Genomic DNA, 20,858 nt, shown 5'->3' with positions numbered 1-20,858 from the left:
TTACAATCGATCGGAGCTTTAAGGATATGCAAGGTCTTGATATGTGTATGACGTGGTTGGTCTATATCAAAAGAAAATTTATAATCTAAGCAGATGATGCCGGTATATGCTTTTGGTCGCCGGTTTGAAGTACAAATTATTATCTTAGGATAAGCTTAAGTAGTGAGCATAAAATAGGTCACAGCTACAAAATAATGATAGTGCCGGAATGTTAATGAAGCAGGCGGTATGAACCACCTATGAGCATTTCGCGTATGCCGTCTAAATTTATATCCAGTTCAGGGGTAAAGCGAAGTCCGAATTTATTGTTGCACTTCCAGACAACAGATGCCTTCTGGCTGCTTAAGAATCCTATATTATCGTTGAAGATGCATCCACGGATAAATAAATTATCACCAAGGTCAATCCGATTAATGCTCGTTTCTTCGGAGACTTCTATGCCCATTCCAGTCGTGGAAATATCCCTGATGGTTACATCTACATCTTCTTTGCCGGTCATGACAGCGATATCGCACATTCTCAGAACTTCAACGACTGTCTTCAGCTCAATTCTTTCTTTTTTTCTTCTTTCAATATTATTTTTCATGATCCCTTCCCTCCAAGAGGAAGCCATTACACTTTCATAATAAAAAGGTGAATTGTTTTCTTTAGAAAGGTGATAATTAATAAGGTTACTTATGTAGATATGTTTAAATGACTCGTTTTATATGCTATAAAATTTAAAAAAATAAGTAAGATAAGAGGATTATCACATTTATTTGCTGTATCGTGTTAAAAAATACAGTGTAAGATTGTATGCTTTTTTAATAAGTTAAAAATAAATTTATTTAGAAAACAAATAACAAAATTTATGTTTAGTAAATTTGCAAGAGCTGATTCAATTATTAATTAAGTCGCTGAAAAGCTGATTTGAGCATCATCAAAGTCCATTATTGTGTTTTTATTAAATAAAAACGGCTGCCTACAGTTTCAAATTTTGAAAACCGCAGACAGCCGTTTCTGGCTATCTAAATTAATATTTTAATTTAGCAGGAGAAGTTTAATCGTGGCGATATCAGTTGAAGTTTTTTTAGTCAGGTAGGCTGGAAAAATCATTACAGGTAAACTTTTGTCTGTGGTGGTGCCATCTCCCAGTTCTCCGTGACTGTTTGTTCCCTACGCCCATAGAGTTCCGTCTGCTTTTAAAGCCAGAACGTGCATAGCCCCGGCGGAAGTGCAGGCATAGACACCTGTTCCGACTCTTTCCAAAACATTTTTGTCCTGCTTATCTCTTTCTTAAGGTGATAAGGGGGATTCAGGTCATTTATTTCTTTATTGACTTAGATAAAACGGGTAGTAACAAGTAAATTAATTAGTTAATATCAGGCGAAGCACTGTTCTTAAGGAGTTTGTGGTGAGAAAATTTTTATTATTGGTTGTTATGGCCGGGCTTGTCCTGTCGGGATGTGTATATGTGGATATGGAAGTCCGTAACCAGCCAGTTTCAACTCAGGGCATCCAGACAATGAAACGCTTTAATATGGCAGACTCCGGTCAGGATAGTGGAGAGCTTGGTAAAAAACTTTATGCGCAGGCTAAGAGTGAACTGGAACAGAAAGGCTACATTTACGATGAAAAGTCCCCGGAATTTTCTGTGATGGTCAGATATGGTTCAAAATCTTTCACAGCCCGCGGGGTCAGCTATGATCGTGTCGGCTGGGGCTACAATTATATTGATAAAGAATATGTAGATGACAGTCTTAAGCGCGAAGGTAACTCAGAAACCAATATTAATCAGGTTAAAATATATATGATCAGCCCGGGCTCTGAGAACAATCCTGTTTTTCTATGGCGCAGTTCAGCATCCAGTTCCGACAGGGAAGGGGTGGCTGTTGTCGGTCCATGCCTGTTGAAAGGAGCTCTTTCACATTTTCCGGGCCAACCGGGAAAATTTTCTGAAAAGGTCAATTTAAGAAGCTGCAATAAATAATTTGAAAAAGTCCCCTTGGAAGAATCCAAGGGGACTTTTATATTCTGGTGAGTGAGCCGTCCTGAAATATGTTTACACCCAAAGGACCAATTTTAGGGCTGGACAGTTTTCAGTGTTAAAGCTGAAGTTGAAAAGGCTGCCTTTTATAATCCATGCGTAAGTATGGACTTGGGGTTAACTCACTCATAGAATTTTGGTTCTGAATAAGCTTTAGTTTTGCTTGACTATATAACAATATCTTTATATATCTACTTAGACATTGAAGGCGAAGTTCAGGAAACGGAAGACGGTGAGAGTCCGTCGCAGGCGCGCTGCCGTAATCGGACATTATTAATACATTCCATTTAATATGAGTGTATTGTGCAGAAGACACTGGGTATACTGGGAAGTTTTCTGCAAGGTGCGTCAACCGCAGTCCGTAAGCCGGAAGACGTCCCGAGCTTATTGTTTATGATCCCCGCGTCCGGGAAAAGTAAATCTGTCTTCAAACCAGCTTTGGAATAGCTGAAATCTTAAACATGGAGATAAGTATGCTGACGCACACTCTTGGTTTTCCACGGATGGGGGGTAACCGTGAGCTTAAAAAAGCTCTTGAAAGTTACTGGAAAGAACAGACAAGCAAAGAATCACTTTTGAAAACTGCCGCAGATCTTAGAAAACAGAATTGGACTGTTCAGCATGAAGCAGGGATAGATCTGCTGCCTGTAGGCGACTTTTCATTATATGATCATATCCTTGATAATTCTTTCAGGTTCGGGGTTGTTCCTGAAAGATATGTTGAAGCAGGATATTCAAGCGGACTGTCACTCTACTTTGCCATGGCCCGCGGCGAGGCCGGTGAAGGTGGAGTGCAGGCTATGGAGATGACAAAGTGGTTTGACACCAACTACCACTATATAGTGCCGGAATTTACCAGAGGGCAGAAATTTTATGTGGCTGATAATTCCATAGTGGATCAGGTACGGGAAGCAAAAGCAGCAGGATTTACTCCCAAAGCAGTTCTGCCCGGACCGTTGACATTTTTGAGCCTCGGTAAGTCCGTAAAGGTTGAATTTAATAAGTTTGATCTGCTTCCGGGTCTGGTTGAAGCCTATATTGAACTATTAAAGGATTTGTCCAAAGAATGCTCTTGGATTCAGCTGGATGAACCTGTTCTGGCTACTGATCTGGACGAAGAACTTAAAGACGGTTTCAAGAATGCCTATGCTGCATTTCGTGCGGCCGTTCCAGATGTTAAGTTGATGATAGCCAATTATTTTGGAACCTACGGAGAGAATCTTGAACTGGCCACCTCATTGCCGGTGGATGCTCTTCATGCCGATCTTGTTCGTGGTTGTGATGAGTTTGAGCGGCTTCTGGAACTGGTTTCCCCTGATATGGCTGTTTCACTTGGTGTTGTTGATGGTCGCAATGTCTGGAAAACAAATCTTGATAATGCTGTGAATAATGTGCGCAGAGCTGTTGACACCCTTGGAAGTGAGCGTGTGCTGGCCGGTTCCTCGTGCTCATTGCTTCATTCTCCTGTTGACCTCGATTATGAAAATAAAATTGATCCGGAAATAAAATCATGGCTTGCCTTTGCCAGACAGAAATGTGTGGAGATAGGCCTGATTGCAAAAGCTGTAAATGGTGAAGATATTTCTTCAGAACTCCTTGCAAGCCGCAAGGCTCAGGAGTCCCGCCGCAAAAGCCCGCGGGTTCATAACCCGGCAGTTACCGAACGTATTCAGTCTTTGAACTCTGATGATTATAAACGACAAGCACCTTATAGTCAGAGGGCCAAATCCCAGAGAAACAACCTTGGGCTTCCTCTGCTACCAACGACCACCATCGGGTCATTCCCCCAGACTCATGAACTGCGGGCTTTGCGGCGAAAATATAAAGACGGACAGATTGATGTTGATGTCTACGAAGGCAAACTTAAGGAAATAATCAAGGACTGCATTAACCGTCAGGAAAAAATAGGTCTTGATCTGCTGGTTCACGGTGAACCTGAACGCAATGATATGGTTGAGTACTTCGGGGAGCAGCTTGACGGGTACTGCTTTACCGAGAACGGCTGGGTTCAGAGTTACGGGTCTCGCTGTGTAAAACCTCCGGTAATTTTTGGCGACATTTCACGCCCTGAACCCATGACGGTTAAATGGATTCAATATGCCAGATCCGTAAGCAGCCGGGAGGTCAAGGGAATGCTGACCGGACCGGTAACCATGCTCTGCTGGAGTTTTGTGCGTGACGATCAGCCGCGCAGTGAAACATGCCGGCAGCTTGCTCTGGCGATACGGGATGAAGTTGCTGATCTGGAAGCCGCTGGAGTGAAAGCTATTCAGATAGATGAACCAGCCCTTGGCGAGGGGCTGCCCTTGAGAATTTCGGAGCAGGACAATTATCTTAAATGGGCTGTAGCCTGTTTCAGACTCGCCTCAACCGTTGTCCGCAATGAAACTCAGATTCACACCCACATGTGCTATTGCGATTTTGGTAAAATAATCAGTTCCATTGCCGACCTTGATGCGGATGTTATCAGCATGGAGGCAAGCCGAAGTGATATGGAGCTGCTGCACACTTTCAGCATATATAATTATCCCAACGAAGTAGGTCCGGGAATTTACGACATCCACAGTCCCAGAATTCCCTCTGCCGATGAAATGGCAGAACTCCTTTCCCGGGCAATGATGGTTATCCCGCGCGAACGGTTGTGGGTTAATCCGGATTGCGGTTTAAAAACCCGCGAATGGCCTGAAGCAGAAGCCTCGCTGGAAAATATGGTTAAAGCCGCTGAGATTACCAGAAAAAAGATAAATTAACTTATAATATAAAATCCGGCAGGGAGAAAATTTCCCTGCCGGAAGCTTAAATCGGAGAACTGAGACAATGAAAGTTGCGAATAAGGTGGCAGAGGGGAAACAGTTTTTTTCATTTGAATTTTTTCCTCCAAAGGATAAATCCACATGGCCGGGTTTTATGGATACAGCAGGCAAGCTTGCAGACCTTGGTCCTCTTTTTGCCTCAGTAACTTATGGAGCAGGTGGAACCAGCCATGAAAATTCCCTTGAAATCTGTTCACGTATAAATTCGTTTGGAATTGGAGTTGTTGCCCATCTGACCTGTGCAGGAGCTCAGGAAGATTCAATTGATCATTTTGTAGGTTCGCTTCTTGATAAGGGTGTTGAAGATTTTCTGGCTCTTGGCGGTGACGGCAGAAAAGATGATCCAACAGCTTCAAGCAGGTTTTCCCATGCCTCAGATCTTGTTGATTATATAAGTGGTAAATTTCCGGAGGCAGGAATTGCTGTGGCCGGGTATCCCGGAGCACATCCTGATTCTCCGAGTATTGAGGAAGACCTTATTCAACATAGCCGTAAAGTTGCCTGCGGGGCAGACTTTACCATTACCCAGCTGTTTTTTGATTATAGATGTTACTTTGATTATGTTGAGCGTTTGAATGATCTTGGCATGAATGCGCCGGTACTACCCGGAATTCTTCCTATTCAGAGCCTTGGATCACTAAAGCATATTATGTCGTTATGCGGAGCGGCGATTCCCGGTGACATATATTGCGGTGCTGAAAAAGCTTTCGAGAATGGCGGTGACGCTGCTGTTAAAGAGTTCGGACTGGATTTTGCGCGTAAACAGATTAAAAATCTTCTTGATGGCGGAGCTCCCGGAGTCCACATATATACTTTAAATAAAGCTGAAATGTGTGAAAAACTGATAACCGGTCTTAAGCAGGACGGATTTTTTGCCTAGCAGCTTGAATTTATTTTAAAAGATGCAAAAAAGCTCCTCCGTAAATCGGAGGAGCTTTTTTAATATCATTTAAGCCGCATCAACTGCGCGGTAAGATTATAATACTGATGAAAAAGTTTTTATCAGACCACTGATGGCTTCGAGACGTTCAGGTCCTTTTTCAATGATGTAGGGCAGGATTTTACCTGAATAGTCTTTGAGTTTGGATATGACCGTACCGCTGACACCTTCAGCAGAAGGTGAGCTGGTGAACTCTGTAATCGAGCTGTACAGTGATTTAGCCTTGCTCACCGAGCCCTTACCGGAACTATAGGCACTTTTGAGATCTGTCAGGACAGACATTGCTTTTTTTCTGCCTTCAGGCTCAGTAACAACTTTTGTCAGACCGGATGCAAGATCAATTTTGTCCAGTTCAGAATCCATGAGCTGTGAAAAGCTTGTAAGTTTTGCAACTTTACTAAAACCTGATTCCGAATTGAAGCCGTTAAGTTCTGACATCAGCCCGCTCTGTTTTTCCGGCTTTATGAGGCTCATTGTTGTTACCTGAGCATCAACGGTTTTTTCTGTCATTGTGGAAAAACCGGAGTAGACGCTTTGTGCGTCATTAAGCAGATCAGAAGCCTGTGCGGCTCCTTTGGCAGCTTTTGTAGTGCTGTCCACAGCTGAGGACAGGTCATTAAGGTTGAAAGCTGAAGCTCCTGTTGCAGAAAAAATTACAAGTGAAAAAAGAAATAGCGGAATAATTGTTTTGATGTATTTTCTTATGATCATTTTTTAAACCTCCAATTTGTTATCTTGTCATTATAATGCAATATTTTTTGCAAACGGTCTGTTATTAATGCCTTGGATTCAGCAATGGATAGCACGGTCTTTGTTGTGATGACCACTTTTTTATCGGTCTGGATATAAAACATGCTGATTTTAGCAGATGTGCAATTAATAAGTCGTAAAAAGTCCCCCGGACAATATCTGTCAGAGGGACCGGATTTTTAAAGATTGAGTAAGCCGTTTGATCAGATAGAATTCCAGCCGGTGATGGCAAGGGGAGTGTATCCCTTTTGCTGGGCGATGATATCAAGATGTATATAGGCTTTGGCCGCGATTCTCAGGTCAGGTTCTTTAATGTATTCCCGTGAATCTATATTTATCAGGTATCGTCGGCATTTCTCGCAGACATCAATCCTTTCCGTCATTCTATCGCTGCTTTGAAAGTATTTGAGTTCTTCGTGTTTCTGATTTTCACAGTATACGCATGTTCCGCGCTTGAATCTCCACTCGTGTCCGCAACTGGCGCAATGCAGCCAGCGTTGCCCGCCATGTGATTTTAAATAAGGGTCGTCGGTCCCTGATTTTCTGAAAAGAGCTATATCAGGAAATGACCCGCAGATTGGGCAATACCCTTTTGTCCAGCGCAGATTGTTAATCAGCGGAGCTGCTTTGTCGTGAATAATTTTTAGAAAAACATCCAGTACGGAAACACCAGCAAGATGCAGAGCCTTGGTGGAAAGCATTTCTTCTTCGCTCAGATCATCAATCCTTTCAGGATTACCTTCCCATAAAGCCTGTGCAGTCTGATTGGCAAAGTCTGTTTTTTCAAGGGCTTTCAGCACGGATTGAAATTCAGGTTCAAGGTGCGGCAATGCTGATTTCAGTGCTTCGACCATTCTTATAGAAACGTTTGAAAATTCATTTCCAAAGTCGGGTAATGGTAAATCTGCCAGTAAAGGGCGACCCTGCTCAAAAATTAAAGGATTCGGTACCGGTAGATCTATTTTATCCCAGTCGGAGAGTCGCTTTATTTCGCTTAGCGATGCTTCCGCAACCGGAATATAAGCATCCAGTATGGTCTCCGTTGCCGGGATTGATGATTTAAGAATTTTAATCCCGTCCGAAAAGGGGGATTTGCCTGTTTCCAAAGTAAGATTCTCGGCCATCTGGAATGCTCCTTGAATTTTACAAACAGGCGGCCCTTCCTGAAGAAGGACCGCCGGATAGTATTTTTATCAACCAATCATTTTTTTTACCGGGCGGGCCAGCTCGGCAAAGAAGGTTTTGCGATTGAGTTTGTTGCCGATTCCAGAAGCATCAGCCGTAGCGAAAGTATGATACATTTCAGGCTTGAAGGCCACCAGATAGATGACGTTTGTGTCATCCTTGCAGATCAGTTCCGCATCCGGGAAATCCTTTTTAACTCTCTCAAGAGATTTTTCAGCCAGTTCTATCATGTCTTCGCGTTCACCGAAGTTCATTGTTCCGGTGGGGCATGTCTTCACACACATAGGCAGGAGGTTGCTCCTGACCCTGTCAATGCACATAGTGCATTTTGACAACAGTCCTGTTCCGGTGTCGCGGCGCGGAATGTTGTAGGGGCAGGCATCCCGGATTTCCTCAAACTCATCCTTTTTGAGCAGTTTGCTCAGATCGGTATAGAGAACAGCTCCGGTTTCCTCGTCTTTTACTATTGCCCCGGTCACATACATGTCCGCTATTTCCTTGCACGGTGCGTCAATGCAGTGGCGGCACTGGTCAGGAAAGAACAGCCATTCAACTTTATTGTTGATCATGTGCTCGTTGAAGCGGATCAATTTATATGTGAACGGGTTCAGGTCAGGCGGATTCTGATGCGAACCACGCTGTTTTGTTTTTGTGGCCGGAAGGTCGTTCCATTCCTTGCAGGCGATCTGGCAGCCACGGCATGCAGTACACCTTGAAGTGTCCACAAAGAAGGTTTTACTCATTTTTTAACTCCTTTGGTTTTATGCCTGACTATTCCAGTTCCGTGGCTTTGGTTATTTTCCTGATATTTACAAGGCTGGCCTTGAATTCAGGAATCGTTGTATTGGGATCTCCTACAGCCGGGGTCAGTCTGTTGGTGGAGTCTCCACAACCCTTTGTTGTCCAGCCGAAGCAGAAAGGCATACCTATTTCGTGAACAGTATCGCCTTTGATTTCAAAAGGAGTCATGCGGATAGTGACCATAGCCACAGCTTCCACTTTGCCTCTGATACTTTCGACTTCAACAAAATCGCCGTTTTTAATCCCTTTTTCCTTAGCCAGTTCGTGACTTATCTCAACATACAGCTGAGGTTCAGCCTCCAGCAGATGCGGGGTGTTTCTAGTATCTCCGCCGCCGCACCAGTGTTCAGTCAGTGAATAAGTGGTCAGCACGATCGGGAACTTCCTGCTTCCGGGTTTGGCCAGTTTATCCATGTCGGAGAAAGCTCTCTTGTAGCATGGACTGCTGAGCTGCCTTGAGAAAGGATGGGAAGTGATCGGTGTTTCCACTGGTTCGTAATGTTCGGGGAACGGGCCGTCAGCTCTTCCGGGACCGTAGGTCTGAGCATGTCCTTCGGTCTGCATGATGAACGGATAGCGTCCTTTGCCTGTGGCATTGGGCGGCCATCCACCATCCGGAATATCTCCAACCCATTTTTTGCCATCCCATTTGATGACGGCTTTATCCGGAGCCCAAGGATTACCGTTGGCATCCACTGAAGCACGGTTATAGAGAATGCGCCTGTTGACCGGCCAGCACCATGCAAAGTTGGGGAAGATATTGATCTTCGCCTGCATCGGAGTCTGGCTCAAATCCCGGCGTTTTGATTTGTTTCCTTCGTCTTCAGTGTAACCGCCGGCGTATAGCCAGTTGAGACTGGTCGTGGAACCGTCTTCGGTAAGGGCCGTGAAAGAAGGAACCTGCTGCCCCTTCTTATACTCTCTGCCTTTGATAACGGTATCCTTGGTAAACTGACCGTTGATTTTTTTGGCTATATCTTCCGGCACATAATAGCTGGGCCAGTCCAGACTGAGCAGCTGTTCCGGAAAAACACCGTTTTCATGTTCATAAAGTCTGCGGACATGGTTGATAAGCTCAACGTACATTTCGCCCATACTTTTGGATTGTCCCATCGGTTCACAGGCTTTGTAATGCCAGAGCTGCCAGCGTCCGCTGCTTGTTATGCTGCCTTCTTTTTCCGCGCGCTGGGCGGAAGGTAAAAGGAAGACCTCTGTTTTCATCGCCAGCGGATCAACTCCCGGTCTGTGCCAGTTTTCGGAAGTCTCGGTATGGTGAATTTCTCCAACCACCATCCAGTCCAGATTATCCAGAGCTTTTCTGGCCTTGTTGGAGTTAGGCACACTCTGGGCCGGGTTTGTTCCGAATACGAATCCGCCGCGTATTTTGTTTTTGTACATACGGTCGAAGATATAGATGTAGGAGTAATCCTCTCCGTCATCCACTTTCGGCATCAGTCGATAACCGAATTCATTGTCTGCTGTGGCGTTTTCTCCACGCCATCCTTTGAGCAGACTGACCATGTATTTAGGTTTATGCTGCCACCAGTTTGCACTCATGGGATCATTGCTGACCGGGGTGGTCATCTTTTTATAATCATCAAGGGTTTTCATGCTTGCACTGGGCATTGGCAGATAACCCGGAATGATATGCCAGAGAATGCAGTGGTCGGTGGAACCCTGAACGTTCGGCTCTCCGCGTAATGCGTTGATTCCGCCTCCTGCCACGCCGATATTGCCCAGCAGAAGCTGAACTATGGCGCTGGAACGGATATTCTGAACTCCGACAGTATGTTGGGTCCAGCCGAGGGCGTAGAGTATGGTTCCGGCCTTGTCTTTTTTGCCGGTAGCCGCATAGTATTTGTAGACTTTGAGCAGTGTTTCTTTCGGAACACCTGTGGTTTTCTCTACTTTAGACAGAGAATAGCGGGAGTAGTGCTTCTTCATAAGCTGGAAAACACAGCGGCTGTCCTTTAGTGACGGATCACGTTTGGGAACCCCTTTGTCGTCCTTTTCAAAAGCCCATTTACTCTTGTCGTATTTTCTTGTTTTTTCGTTATAGCCTGAGAATAAACCGTTTCTGAAGGAAAAGTCTTTTCCAACGATGAAGGCGGCATTGGTATAGTCGGCTACATATTCTTTAAAGTAGAGATCGTTTTCAAGAATGTAGTTGATGAGTCCGCCCATGAAGGCGATGTCAGTACCTGATCTAAGGGGTACATGGAAATCGCTTCGGGCTGAAGTACGGGAGAATTTAGGATCAATGTGCATGACTTTCGCACCCTTGTCCTTTGCCCGCAGAACCCATTTGAATGAGATAGGATGGTGCTCAGCCGCATTACTGCCGATAATCATAATACAATCGGCATTGGCTATGTCACACCAATGGTTGGTCATCGCGCCGCGTCCGAACGACTCTGCCAGAGCCGCAACTGTTGCGCTGTGTCAGATACGTGCCTGATGATCGAAATGCACCAGGCCTAAACCGCGCACGCCCTGATGGACTACTGCGCATTCTTCGTTGTCCATCTGGGATGTTCCCAAATGGAAAATAGATTCAACTCTGTTAACTTCCTGTCCCTTGGAGTTGGTGCGGATAAAATCACGGTCACGGGTTTCTTTGACTCTTCTGGCGATGCGGTCAAGAGTCCATTCCCAGCTTTTTTCTTCCCATTTATCGCTGTAAGGAGCACGGTAAAGTGGTTTGTCGATGCGATGGTGGTTATTGTGCATGGAGAGCATGGCTGCTCCCTTTGCGCATAATGCACCTTCGCTTGCCGGGTATTCAGGATCACCTTCAGTGCTTACTATTTTACCGTTCTTGACATGAGCGATAAAATTGCAGCTTACTGAACAGAACGGACAGATGGAAATTACTTCCTTTGCCCCTTCGATCTTCAGCCCTGCTGCAAACGCTTTGGCCGGGGAAAGGTCAATTCCCATCTGACCAAGGGTGAATCCGGCCACCCCCACGCTTGCGAGCTTCATGAAACCGCGTCTTGTGCAGTTCATGGACTACCTCCTTAAATGTTTATCAGCTGCTGCAGAAACCGAAACTGCCACAGCTTAAAATTATTCCATTCTAAGTTTAAAGCTATATTGAATTTTATTTCAACTCATTGAATGTGTTTAGATAAACATATTGAGTGCTGTCATTCAGGCATACTGAATTATCTATATTCTCCGAGAATAGAACATTTCCGGTATGGTGTCCTGTTTTTTATAAAAGAATGTTTCGGCATGATTTGTATTTAGCGGTCATGGTAACTCTTAGTATTCCATGGAAAAATATCTTCGGCATTGTCTTTAGCGGCCTTCTCAACAGATTCGAACCAGGTATGGAACATATTCATCAGTTCCCTTCCTTCTGCTGTCAGTTTCTGACCACTGCGTCTGTTGCCGACCCTTTCAATCAGCTTGGTATTCATAATTTCTTCTGATGTTTTAATTTTTCCCCATGCAGCCCGGTAAGACATTCCCAGAGCTTCAGCCGCTTTTTTCAGCGATCCGGTCTTTTCAACTTTATCAAGCAAAAGTAGTCTTCCATAACCGAAAAAGACACCTTCATCCGATTCAAGCCAGAGGTGCAGTCTAATGGTCGGAGCTTCCCGCTCGATTTCTTCGCCGGGTATTAATTCCTGAGGGGTGCGCTGCAATGCCGTATTCATGAAATACCTCCTATTTTCCAAACGGACATTTGGGGTAAGTACAAACTTTGCATTCCATACAGAATCCTCCGTCAGCCATACGGGCCAGATCAAGGCGGCTGGTTTCAATTCCGGCCAGAACTCTGGGGAGGAGTAAATCCAGACTGGTTGTTCTAAAATATAATGCGCAAGCCGGAACACCCAGAATTTTTACCTCACCGGTGTGGGCGAGCAGAGTCATTGCTCCGGGCAGTATCGGTGCTCCGTACTCCATGTCGGTAACACCGGAATCCTGAAGTCCCTGTCTAGTTACATCATCAGGATCAACTGAAAGACCGGCTGTGGTTATGATTAGTTCACTGCCTGCATTTTTAAGCTCATTTATTGCTGAGCTTATGCTGTCCCGGTCATCAGGAGCAAAAATGGTTTTAATAACTTCGCTGCCGAATTTTTTTATCTTTCCTCTTATTACCGGATCAAATTTGTCTTCTATCAGTCCTGTGAAAATTTCAGTTCCGGTTATCAGCAGTCCCACTTTTTTCTTTAAAAGGGGCTTGATGCTGTAAAGGGGAGTGTTGCCGAGAACCGCAGTAGCTCTATCGAACAGTTTTTTTGACAGATATAGGGGAATGGCCCTTGTCCCGGCAACTTTAACGCCTTTTTTTACAAGACAACCATTTCTTCGGGAGGAAACCATAACGTCATCAACCAGATTAAAACGGATAAGTCTGTCCACATCCGCTACAAAAAGTCCGTCTCTATCGGCAACAAGGTTAACTTTGCCTTCACAGACATTGTCGGAGAAAGTAAGCCCTTCGCCGCACATGAGTTCCGCAAATTTAAGGGCTGCGTCATTCTCATGCACCCAGTTTTCGCCGGGTGATTCTCCCTGTTCCACATAAATTCTGTTTTTACCCATCTGTTGCAGGCGACAGATATCTCCGATCTTGAAATTCTGTCCTTTCACAAATTCAGCGGCCTTATGGACTCCCGGTGCAATTCTGGTCATATCGTGCAGTGCTGATTTACCTTCAATTTGTTCAACGGGAATAATTTTAAGATCGGGGCGGAGAAATTCGGAACTGTTAGCGGAGGATTCTATTTCTGTGTATGGACCTTCTCCCTGACATGAGCGGCAGACTGCACCGAAATCTGTAGGGTAAGCCTCACCGCAGATCGGACAGATTGCGATTGATCCTTTTTCGCGCCGTTTAAGTAGGTCCGGTTTTACCTGTCGGGGTTCAACCTTGCAGATTGATGCTCCGGCCATTTTTATTTCATGATGCAGCCGTTCGGTATTTTGTTCTTTTTTAGGCTTGAGTTTGAAAAACCATGATTTTATTTCAGGCCAGTCTTCAAGAGCGGTTGGATCAATACTTACCCTGATCCCGGAACCAGAGTATTTATCATATAAAGTAACAGCGTAGATGCCGAGGTTGAAAACTTTCAGCCATCCGTTTCCTGTGCTGCATAAACTAAGCATCTGGACGGCGTCAGGGAGGCACCACGATGTCTCGGAGATTGCATCAAAAATGGTACCTTCAGGGAGATATTTAATTGCTTCAGAGACCATGAATCCGCCAAGTATCAGGCCGGGGGCCGGACTCCCGTGAAAGTTCCTTGCCGCTTCAAAAAACTCGGAATAGGTATAAGGCCCTATCAGCAAGGAGTTGTTCCGGGAATTTTCTTCTGAAACAATATGTTGGCTACGCATCTTTCCTACCCTGTTTATTTTGATGTGTGCCTTTAAAATTGCTTTTAGTGGTTGATCGGTCAAAGAATGTCTTTCTATGTCTAATTTGACACAAATAAAGGTAAAGTATTGATATTTAATAATATAGTCTGGAATATAGCTATCGTTACTATTTAAAATATCTATACTACAGCTGATCTGAACGTTTTATATTACTATAAGTTTCATAGTAAAGATAACTGGTTGGGCATAAAAAAACCGGACTGTTAACAGCCCGGTTTTAGATTCTTTATCGTCTTTAAATTGATCAGCTATTTTAACCAGCTGTCAACCTGTGCTTTGTTTTCTTTTATGAAGCGTAAAGCATTCTCATAGCGGTCTGAACCGGGTTCCTGGTTCCAGGCCATAACTTTCTGGAGCTGATCGATGCTGGTGTACTTGAAGTTGTTGAGCACTTTATAAACTTCAGGCATATCTTCTTTAAGACCTTTACGGACAACAGTATCAATATGTTCTGCGCCGCCTAACACCTGCTTGGGATCTTTAAGATATTTGAGGTCCCATTTTCCGAACATCCAATGAGGGGTCCATGCTGTTACAATGATCCATTCTTTGTTTTTGATGGCATTGGAAAGTGCTGCGGTCATAGTGGCTCCGGAGCCTTCAACAAGTTCAAATTTATCAAGATTATATTCTTTAAGAGCGTTTTCAGAAACTCTCATCAGGCCTGCACCGGGATCAATACCGATGATTTTGCCGTTGAATTTGTCAGCATTTTTGTTGAGATCTTCAATGGAATCAACTGTAACATATGAAGGTACAGCCCATCCCAGTTTTGCGCCGTTGGCAATGGGGCCGAGGTCTTCAACTTTATCTTTAAATCTTTCAAGGTAGTCAGCATGTGTAACCGGAAGCCATGCGGTTACCATTCCGTCTACATCACCTGAGGCTACAGCCTGCCACATTGCAGCTGCTGCAACAGGAAGAATTTCAACATCGTAACCGAGTCGTTCCTGAAGAACAGCTTTTACAATGTTGGTACTTGCTGCGGCGCAATCCCATTCAACATAAGCGAGTTTAACTTTTTTACCACCGGCAAAAGAAGGTACAGCAAGGGCTGCGATAAGAGCTACTACTGCCAGAAGAGTGACTATGCGTTTCATTTATCCTCCAAAGTTTGAGTTAGTTATTGCGTTTACCTATCTGTTGGAGCACGCGGTCAAGAATCATGGCGACGATTACAATACCTATACCTGCTTCAAATCCATTACCCATCTGGAGTCGCTGGATAGCCTTCCAGACTTCACCACCGAGTCCTTTCGCTCCGATCATGGCGGCGATAACAACCATGGACAGCGAGAGCATAACGGTCTGGTTTACACCGGCCAGAATTGTGTTGGTGGCCAGTGGAAGTTCAAGTTTTATCAGTCTCTGCCATCTGGTCGAACCAAAGGCTTCGGCACATTCAACAAGCTCTGTGGGAACCTGACGGATACCGAGGCAGGTAAGCCTGATGGACGGCGGCATGGCAAAGATGACTGTTGAAAAAATAGCTGCGACCTTACCAAGACCGAAGAACGGAATAGCCGGGATAAGGTATACAAAAGCCGGCATTGTCTGCATTACGTCGAGAATAGGCATTACAATGCGGTTTGTAGTTTTGTTCATAGCTGCAAGGATGCCAAGCGGGACACCGATAAGGATAGCAATCAGGGTCGAGATCAGTACCAGTGCTATAGTGCTTATGGTAGCATTCCATAAACCGAGGTTTAAAATAAGAGCCAGCCCTACAAGGGTGAAAATACCAAGAGAGCGTTTTTTAGACAGGAACCAGACCAGTGCAGCCGCAATAACAATAAAAACAAGCGGCGGAACAGCCATCATGGCATGTTCCAGAAACTCAAGTCCGGCTTCCATGACTACCGAGAAAGCTTTGGTTGCGAATGAAAAATGATCTACAAGAAAGTTGATAAACAGTTCAATAAAGTGTCCGATCGGAATTTTAGGTATATCCATCATGTTTAGTTTCCTCCTCTTTCAGCCAGTGCTCCGATGAGAGTTCCGCGCACGATTACACCCTTAAGGTGGTTGGATTCGCTGACGACAGCCAGAGGATAGTTTATGTTTTGGATTATTGTGAAAAGGTCCTGAGCCGGCGTTTCAGGAAGAACTGTTCTGATATCGGTGCAAATGACATCAGTGAGATCTTTACTGCCCTGTTCCACTAGCATTGCGCAGTCTTCCGCGCCGACAACACCGACAAGGCGGCGTTCCTGATTGACGACGAACAGGCTTGAAATATTATTTTTCTGCATTTTACGCAGAGCCGCGCGGGGGCCGTCTGTCTTTAAATATCCGACAGCTTCGGTTTTCTTCATTACAGATTCGGCTGTGAGTACTTTGGTGATGTCCACGTCTTCAACAAAACGGCGAACATAATCGTTGGCAGGGTCTGTCAGAATATCTTCCGGCGTTCCGACCTGCACAATCTCACCGTCTTTCATCAGTACGATGCGGTCACCGAGTTTCAGCGCTTCATCAAGATCATGACTGATGAAGAGAATTGTCTTTTGCATCTTGTCCTGAAGATTGATGAGCTCATCCTGCATATCTCTGCGGATAAGTGGATCGAGAGCACTGAACGCTTCGTCCATGAGGAGAATATCAGGATTAAGAGCCAGTGCGCGGGCAAGGCCGACCCTCTGCTGCATTCCTCCGGAAAGTTGTTTCGGATAGGAGTTTTCCCATCCGGCAAGTCCTACAAGCTCAAGGGCTTCAAGTGCGGCTTTTTTGGACTTTTCAAGATCTTCGCCTTTGATCTCAAGTCCATACAGGGTATTGCTCAAAACAGTTCTATGCGGGAAAAGGGCGAAGTTCTGAAAAACCATTCCCATTTTGCTGAGACGCATTTTACGAAGCTGGTCCCGGTTTAAAGAGGTTATCTCCTCGTCATCAATATAAACTTTTCCGTGTGTGGGTTCTATCAGGCGGTTTATGCAGCGGACCAGAGTGGATTTACCACTTCCGGACAATCCCATTACAACGACAATTTCACCTTCTTCAACTTCGAAGTTGGCATTATTTACGCCGACCCCGTGTTTGGTTTTGTCCATAATTTCGCTTTTAGTAGCTCCGTTCTCTAAAAGCTTGATTACTTTTTCCGGTTGAGTTCCGAAAATTTTGTAGAGATTTTCAACTTTGATCTTACTCATTTTTTCTCCGTATAATCGATTTATTCAGATACCCGAAAAACAAATGAAACAATCATTTCAAGCCGGCTGGAAGATCTGAACTCCCAGATAAGAAACGCTGACCGCAGATCAAACTGCATAATGACGTATTTTTTGGCGTGTGTATACAGACGTTGAAAGTCTGTTGTAACGATTTGTGAAAAATGCTGCCCGGAAACAGGATGGTTCCGGAACTGGTTTCAAATGACGGGTAACATTAATTGTTATTTTTTTTCAGGCGGTTGAAAGAGGATAGCGATCTCTAAGATCGCTGGGAATATTGGTGAGAAACCAATCCTGAAAAAGACTTCGTTCCCCATTTAATTTTGAAAAATAATATATACTCATAATATAATGTAAAACCATCAAAGTACATTAAATTTAATGTAACTATTGCCATGATACTAATCTATTTCTGAGTAAAAGTGGTTTTACTGCGTAAAAAGTAATGTTGCAATTTGGAAAAAAAAGAAAGCTCAGAAACTTAATAGTGTATTATGATTAGTATCTATAAACAAAGAACTGAACAAGATGTGTTCTGATTAAGAAGATATATAAATGGTAAGTTTTTGTCAAATGTAGTCAAAAAATGTATAATTGCTGACAAAATTTTATAATCAACTTCAAGCAATAATGAGCAAAATATGCATGTGTTTAAGGACACAGTTTTTGTAGAAAATGTTTATTTTTTTCAAATGGTTATGATATCAAAATAGGGGGTGTGTTTTTGGCCTGTATTTTTATGAATATTGTGGTCGGATATTCGTCCTATAATGGCGGACATAATTGGCTTGTAGTAGTAAAATCTATGTAAAAATACGCATAAAAAAAATAAATAACTTTTTAATACTTTTGTTTTCAAAATTGTAACAAATATATAGTTATATTTTTTAAAAATAAGGTCACTAAAAAACAGTTTTATTTAAGTTTTATTTCTATTTTGTAACTTTTATAACTATTAATATTTATTATTAGTTTAATTTAATAGTAATTATGTTTTAATAAGATTTAATTTTATTTTTAAATATAATGTTAAAATTAATAAAAATGCTAAATGAATATTTGCTCTTCATAAAATACGTTTTTTTAAATTTAATTAAGCATAAATTAAATACAAAAAAATTAAATATTGATTGAAAATATGAATAATATATAATCTGGAGTTATTTTTTGCAGTACAGTTGCAGTCTTTATTTGACAATGAAATTGAGGGATGTATATAAGCGTTCTTATTATATCCACTTAAATTGATTAAAAGGAAAATTTAATTATGCAGGGAATTTATTCTAAAAAAACATTTTTATCAGCGGCTTTATTACTTGTTATGCTGCTTTTCACCACCGCAGCTAATGCAGGCTGGGTGTTGTATGATGACTTTTCTTCAGGCAAAATAGATATCACTAAGTGGGAAATCAACGACGAATCCTCCGGTACTGTCAGCTGTTATGTCTCTAACAACAAACTTATTTTCGCAAAATCAGCTGCTTCTAATGATGAAGTTGATTATGGACTGTATGTAGCGAACCTGCCAGCAGGAGCTAATGGTCTTAAAGCAGATGTTCGCCTTGTATCTGCAACCGGTGAAATAAGTGTTCAAATGGAATTTAGAGTTGATGGTGGAGATGAATACTTTAATACTGATACAGAGCATGCAACTACAACAAGGTTTAGAAATACATTTACAACATACGATAGATGGGATTCCACCGGATTTTATAACGAAGCTTTATGCAGGCGTCAGGCTGTTGATGACAGTAGCCTGAGGGAAGTTTACGGGCTGAGCCGGCTGTACCTGAATGAGTCTGATGAATTGTATAAAGTCCATACTTCATCTGTTCAGGTTTCTGATGCTGAGGCATATCTCACTAATTGTGGTGGCAGATGCAGACTTTTTCAGGAACGCAATGACGGTGTTGAAACAATGAACAACAAGGTTGTTCGTATCAAATTTAATGGTACTCCCGAAGGAACAGGAACAATGGAAGTGGATAACGTATACATCCACGTTGGAGATATGGAAACTGAAGCCCCGGTATCGCGCAGAGTAGTCGTTGTTCCTATAGGCTCATAGCCTGCATAATGCATCTCGGGTCATTGATCCGAATGAAGATATTTGGAATTAAAAATCCCGCAAGTTCGAACTTGCGGGATTTTTATTTAATATCTGTTAATTTTACCGAGATAATCATTAAGATTTAAGTAGATATAAATTTATACCGTGCTTATTGCTGTTTAGTGTATTTAAGGCAGGTGTTTACTAGTAAAAATGAACGAGCATGACTACGAATCAGTACTCATAGCGTACTTGCTATACAGTCTTATGCTTAAACTGCTAGTGCAGAATTTACTTTAAGGATCAGTGGCGGGAAAAGTGGATCAGTTGGTGGTTAAAGTTGCTGCATATATAATTTTTCAGGCAGGCTGCTAAAAAAGAAAAAGCCTCCAGTCATTGACTGAAGGCTGTTCTATTCAAAATGGTGCCGAAGAGAAGACTCGAACTTCCACGGGGGAACCCCCACTAGACCCTGAACCTAGCGTGTCTACCAATTCCACCACTTCGGCACGGAGAAATGTGTATATTTACTCTGCGTAGAAAAAGCAAGCTATTTTTACAGAATAATCCTATTTGTAAATGCTTATAAAATTACATAGTAATAATAGAACCGTATTTGTAATAAAAATCCGTATCTGTTATTCAGCGTATAGATGTAATCCGTTTTATTGGAGGAAATAAATGACACCAGAATCACTGATTCCGACAATGGAAGTTATTCCGGTCCATCCTTTCTGGCCGGAAGTTCTTCTGGTTGTGACTTTCGCGGCTCATATTCTTTTTATGAATGCAGTGTTCGGCGGGACTGTGATTGCGCTAGTCAGAGGTTTGAAAGGGCAGAGTGAGATTTCCAGAGAATTATCACGCAAGCTGCCTACGTTACTTGCCCTGACTATAAATGCCGGGGTTGCCCCGCTATTGTTTTTGCAGACTCTTTACGGGAATTTTGATTACCCGGCCTCAGTACTTATGTCTGCTTACTGGCTTGCGCTTATAGGAGTGTTGCTGCTGGCCTACTATGGGCTGTATCTATATGATTTCAGTTACAAGAGCTTATCCGCTGGTCGGCGCAGGTTTCTTTTAGTCTGTGTCATTGCCATGATGGTCTACATTTCATTTATGTTCACTAATAATATGACCCTGATGCTGCGTCCCGAGCATTGGCCGGATTATTTCAAAAACCCTTACGGAACGATACTTAATCTTGATGATCCTACGATTATACCGAGATATCTGCATTTCTTTATAGCGGCACTTGCGATAGGCGGCCTTTTTGTCGCTCTTGTAGGCAGCTGGAACAAGGATAATTCCTTTATAGAACATGGTATGCGCTGGTTTGTAAGAGGGACTCTTGTAAATCTGGTTGCAGGGATATGGTTTCTTTTTTCGATACCTGAAAATATTATGATGAAATTTATGGGGCAGGACATTCTTAGCACCCTGATTCTGGTTGTAGTGTTGATTTTTGCTGCATTAATGATTCATTCCGGTATGAATCTCCGGGTCCGCATGGCTGTCATCTCAACTGTAATTACTGTGCTGCTCATGTCCGTGGAAAGACACTTTCTGCGAAATTTTTACCTTGAACCGTATTTTAAAATCGAACACCTCACGGTATCGGGGCAGTGGACTCCTATGCTCATGTTTTATGGCTTTGTCACCATAGGAATTGTTGCGATAACATATATGATCAGACTCTGGCTGAAGGCTGAAAGGAGTTAGA

15 protein-coding genes, 1 tRNA gene and 1 riboswitch are annotated in these 20,858 nt (G+C 43.2%); of the genes, 5 read left to right on the top strand and 11 right to left on the bottom strand.

The annotated features are described in order from the left end of the window. Positions 1-211: 211 nt before the first annotated feature. Positions 212-586, bottom strand: coding sequence for a PilZ domain-containing protein (locus tag G496_RS20155; RefSeq protein ID WP_034633698.1), 375 nt, complete (start codon positions 584-586; stop codon positions 212-214). Positions 587-1,393: 807 nt separating this feature from the next. On the opposite strand from G496_RS20155, the gene G496_RS0116470 reads away from it, so the two are divergent. The 3 genes from G496_RS0116470 (at position 1,394) to G496_RS0116460 (ending at position 5,719) form a co-directional block, all read left to right on the top strand. Beyond that, positions 1,394-1,969 (top strand): DUF4136 domain-containing protein, encoded by a 576-nt coding sequence (locus tag G496_RS0116470; protein WP_027180237.1) that lies wholly within the window; start codon positions 1,394-1,396, stop codon positions 1,967-1,969. Between the two features lie 236 nt (positions 1,970-2,205). Then, positions 2,206-2,423: riboswitch (cobalamin riboswitch) on the top strand. A 76-nt stretch (positions 2,424-2,499) separates the two neighbouring features. Beyond that, positions 2,500-4,776 carry a 5-methyltetrahydropteroyltriglutamate--homocysteine S-methyltransferase gene (metE, locus tag G496_RS0116465; protein WP_027180236.1) on the top strand — a complete coding sequence of 759 codons (2,277 nt, stop codon included), beginning with the start codon at positions 2,500-2,502 and terminating at the stop codon, positions 4,774-4,776. Between the two features lie 67 nt (positions 4,777-4,843). Continuing rightward, positions 4,844-5,719, top strand: a complete 876-nt coding sequence (locus tag G496_RS0116460; protein ID WP_027180235.1) for a methylenetetrahydrofolate reductase — start codon at positions 4,844-4,846, stop codon at positions 5,717-5,719. Positions 5,720-5,815: 96 nt separating this feature from the next. On the opposite strand, the gene G496_RS0116455 is transcribed toward G496_RS0116460, so the two are convergent. The 9 genes from G496_RS0116455 to G496_RS0116410 form a co-directional block, all read right to left on the bottom strand. Beyond that, the gene (locus G496_RS0116455) at positions 5,816-6,490 is read right to left on the bottom strand and encodes a hypothetical protein (RefSeq protein WP_051295116.1); all 675 of its coding nucleotides are present in this window, start codon (positions 6,488-6,490) and stop codon (positions 5,816-5,818) included. Between the two features lie 242 nt (positions 6,491-6,732). Next, the gene (locus G496_RS0116450) at positions 6,733-7,653 is read right to left on the bottom strand and encodes a formate dehydrogenase accessory protein FdhE (RefSeq protein ID WP_051295115.1); all 921 of its coding nucleotides are present in this window, start codon (positions 7,651-7,653) and stop codon (positions 6,733-6,735) included. A gap of 69 nt (positions 7,654-7,722) precedes the next feature. Continuing rightward, a complete protein-coding gene (locus G496_RS0116445; RefSeq protein ID WP_027180232.1) occupies positions 7,723-8,457 on the bottom strand; it encodes a 4Fe-4S dicluster domain-containing protein in 735 nt (244 codons plus the stop codon). A gap of 28 nt (positions 8,458-8,485) precedes the next feature. Further along, positions 8,486-11,524, bottom strand: coding sequence for a formate dehydrogenase-N subunit alpha (fdnG, locus tag G496_RS0116440; RefSeq protein ID WP_156900684.1), 3,039 nt, complete (start codon positions 11,522-11,524; stop codon positions 8,486-8,488). A gap of 239 nt (positions 11,525-11,763) precedes the next feature. Further along, a complete protein-coding gene (locus tag G496_RS0116430; protein WP_027180229.1) occupies positions 11,764-12,180 on the bottom strand; it encodes a winged helix-turn-helix domain-containing protein in 417 nt (138 codons plus the stop codon). A gap of 10 nt (positions 12,181-12,190) precedes the next feature. Beyond that, a complete protein-coding gene (locus tag G496_RS0116425) occupies positions 12,191-13,873 on the bottom strand; it encodes an FmdE family protein (RefSeq protein WP_245577946.1) in 1,683 nt (560 codons plus the stop codon). 290 nt (positions 13,874-14,163) lie between these two features. Continuing rightward, positions 14,164-15,015 carry a glycine betaine ABC transporter substrate-binding protein gene (locus G496_RS0116420; protein WP_027180227.1) on the bottom strand — a complete coding sequence of 284 codons (852 nt, stop codon included), beginning with the start codon at positions 15,013-15,015 and terminating at the stop codon, positions 14,164-14,166. Positions 15,016-15,034: 19 nt separating this feature from the next. Next, the gene (locus G496_RS0116415) at positions 15,035-15,868 is read right to left on the bottom strand and encodes an ABC transporter permease (protein ID WP_027180226.1); all 834 of its coding nucleotides are present in this window, start codon (positions 15,866-15,868) and stop codon (positions 15,035-15,037) included. A gap of 5 nt (positions 15,869-15,873) precedes the next feature. Beyond that, a complete protein-coding gene (locus G496_RS0116410) occupies positions 15,874-17,064 on the bottom strand; it encodes a quaternary amine ABC transporter ATP-binding protein (protein WP_027180225.1) in 1,191 nt (396 codons plus the stop codon). 1,288 nt (positions 17,065-18,352) lie between these two features. Here G496_RS0116410 and G496_RS0116405 point away from each other — a divergent pair. Next, positions 18,353-19,153, top strand: coding sequence for a hypothetical protein (locus tag G496_RS0116405; RefSeq protein WP_027180224.1), 801 nt, complete (start codon positions 18,353-18,355; stop codon positions 19,151-19,153). A gap of 404 nt (positions 19,154-19,557) precedes the next feature. Here G496_RS0116405 and G496_RS0116400 read toward each other — a convergent pair. Then, positions 19,558-19,644, bottom strand: a tRNA-Leu gene (locus G496_RS0116400). Positions 19,645-19,816: 172 nt separating this feature from the next. Between G496_RS0116400 and G496_RS0116395 the strand changes: the two genes are divergently transcribed. Further along, complete coding sequence (locus G496_RS0116395; protein ID WP_027180223.1) at positions 19,817-20,857, top strand: hypothetical protein; 1,041 nt, start codon at positions 19,817-19,819, stop codon at positions 20,855-20,857. Position 20,858 lies beyond the last annotated feature (1 nt).

This window comes from Maridesulfovibrio bastinii DSM 16055 (assembly GCF_000429985.1).
Classification (GTDB): Bacteria; Desulfobacterota; Desulfovibrionia; order Desulfovibrionales; family Desulfovibrionaceae; genus Maridesulfovibrio; species Maridesulfovibrio bastinii.
This window is presented reverse-complemented; position numbering and strand designations above follow the sequence as displayed.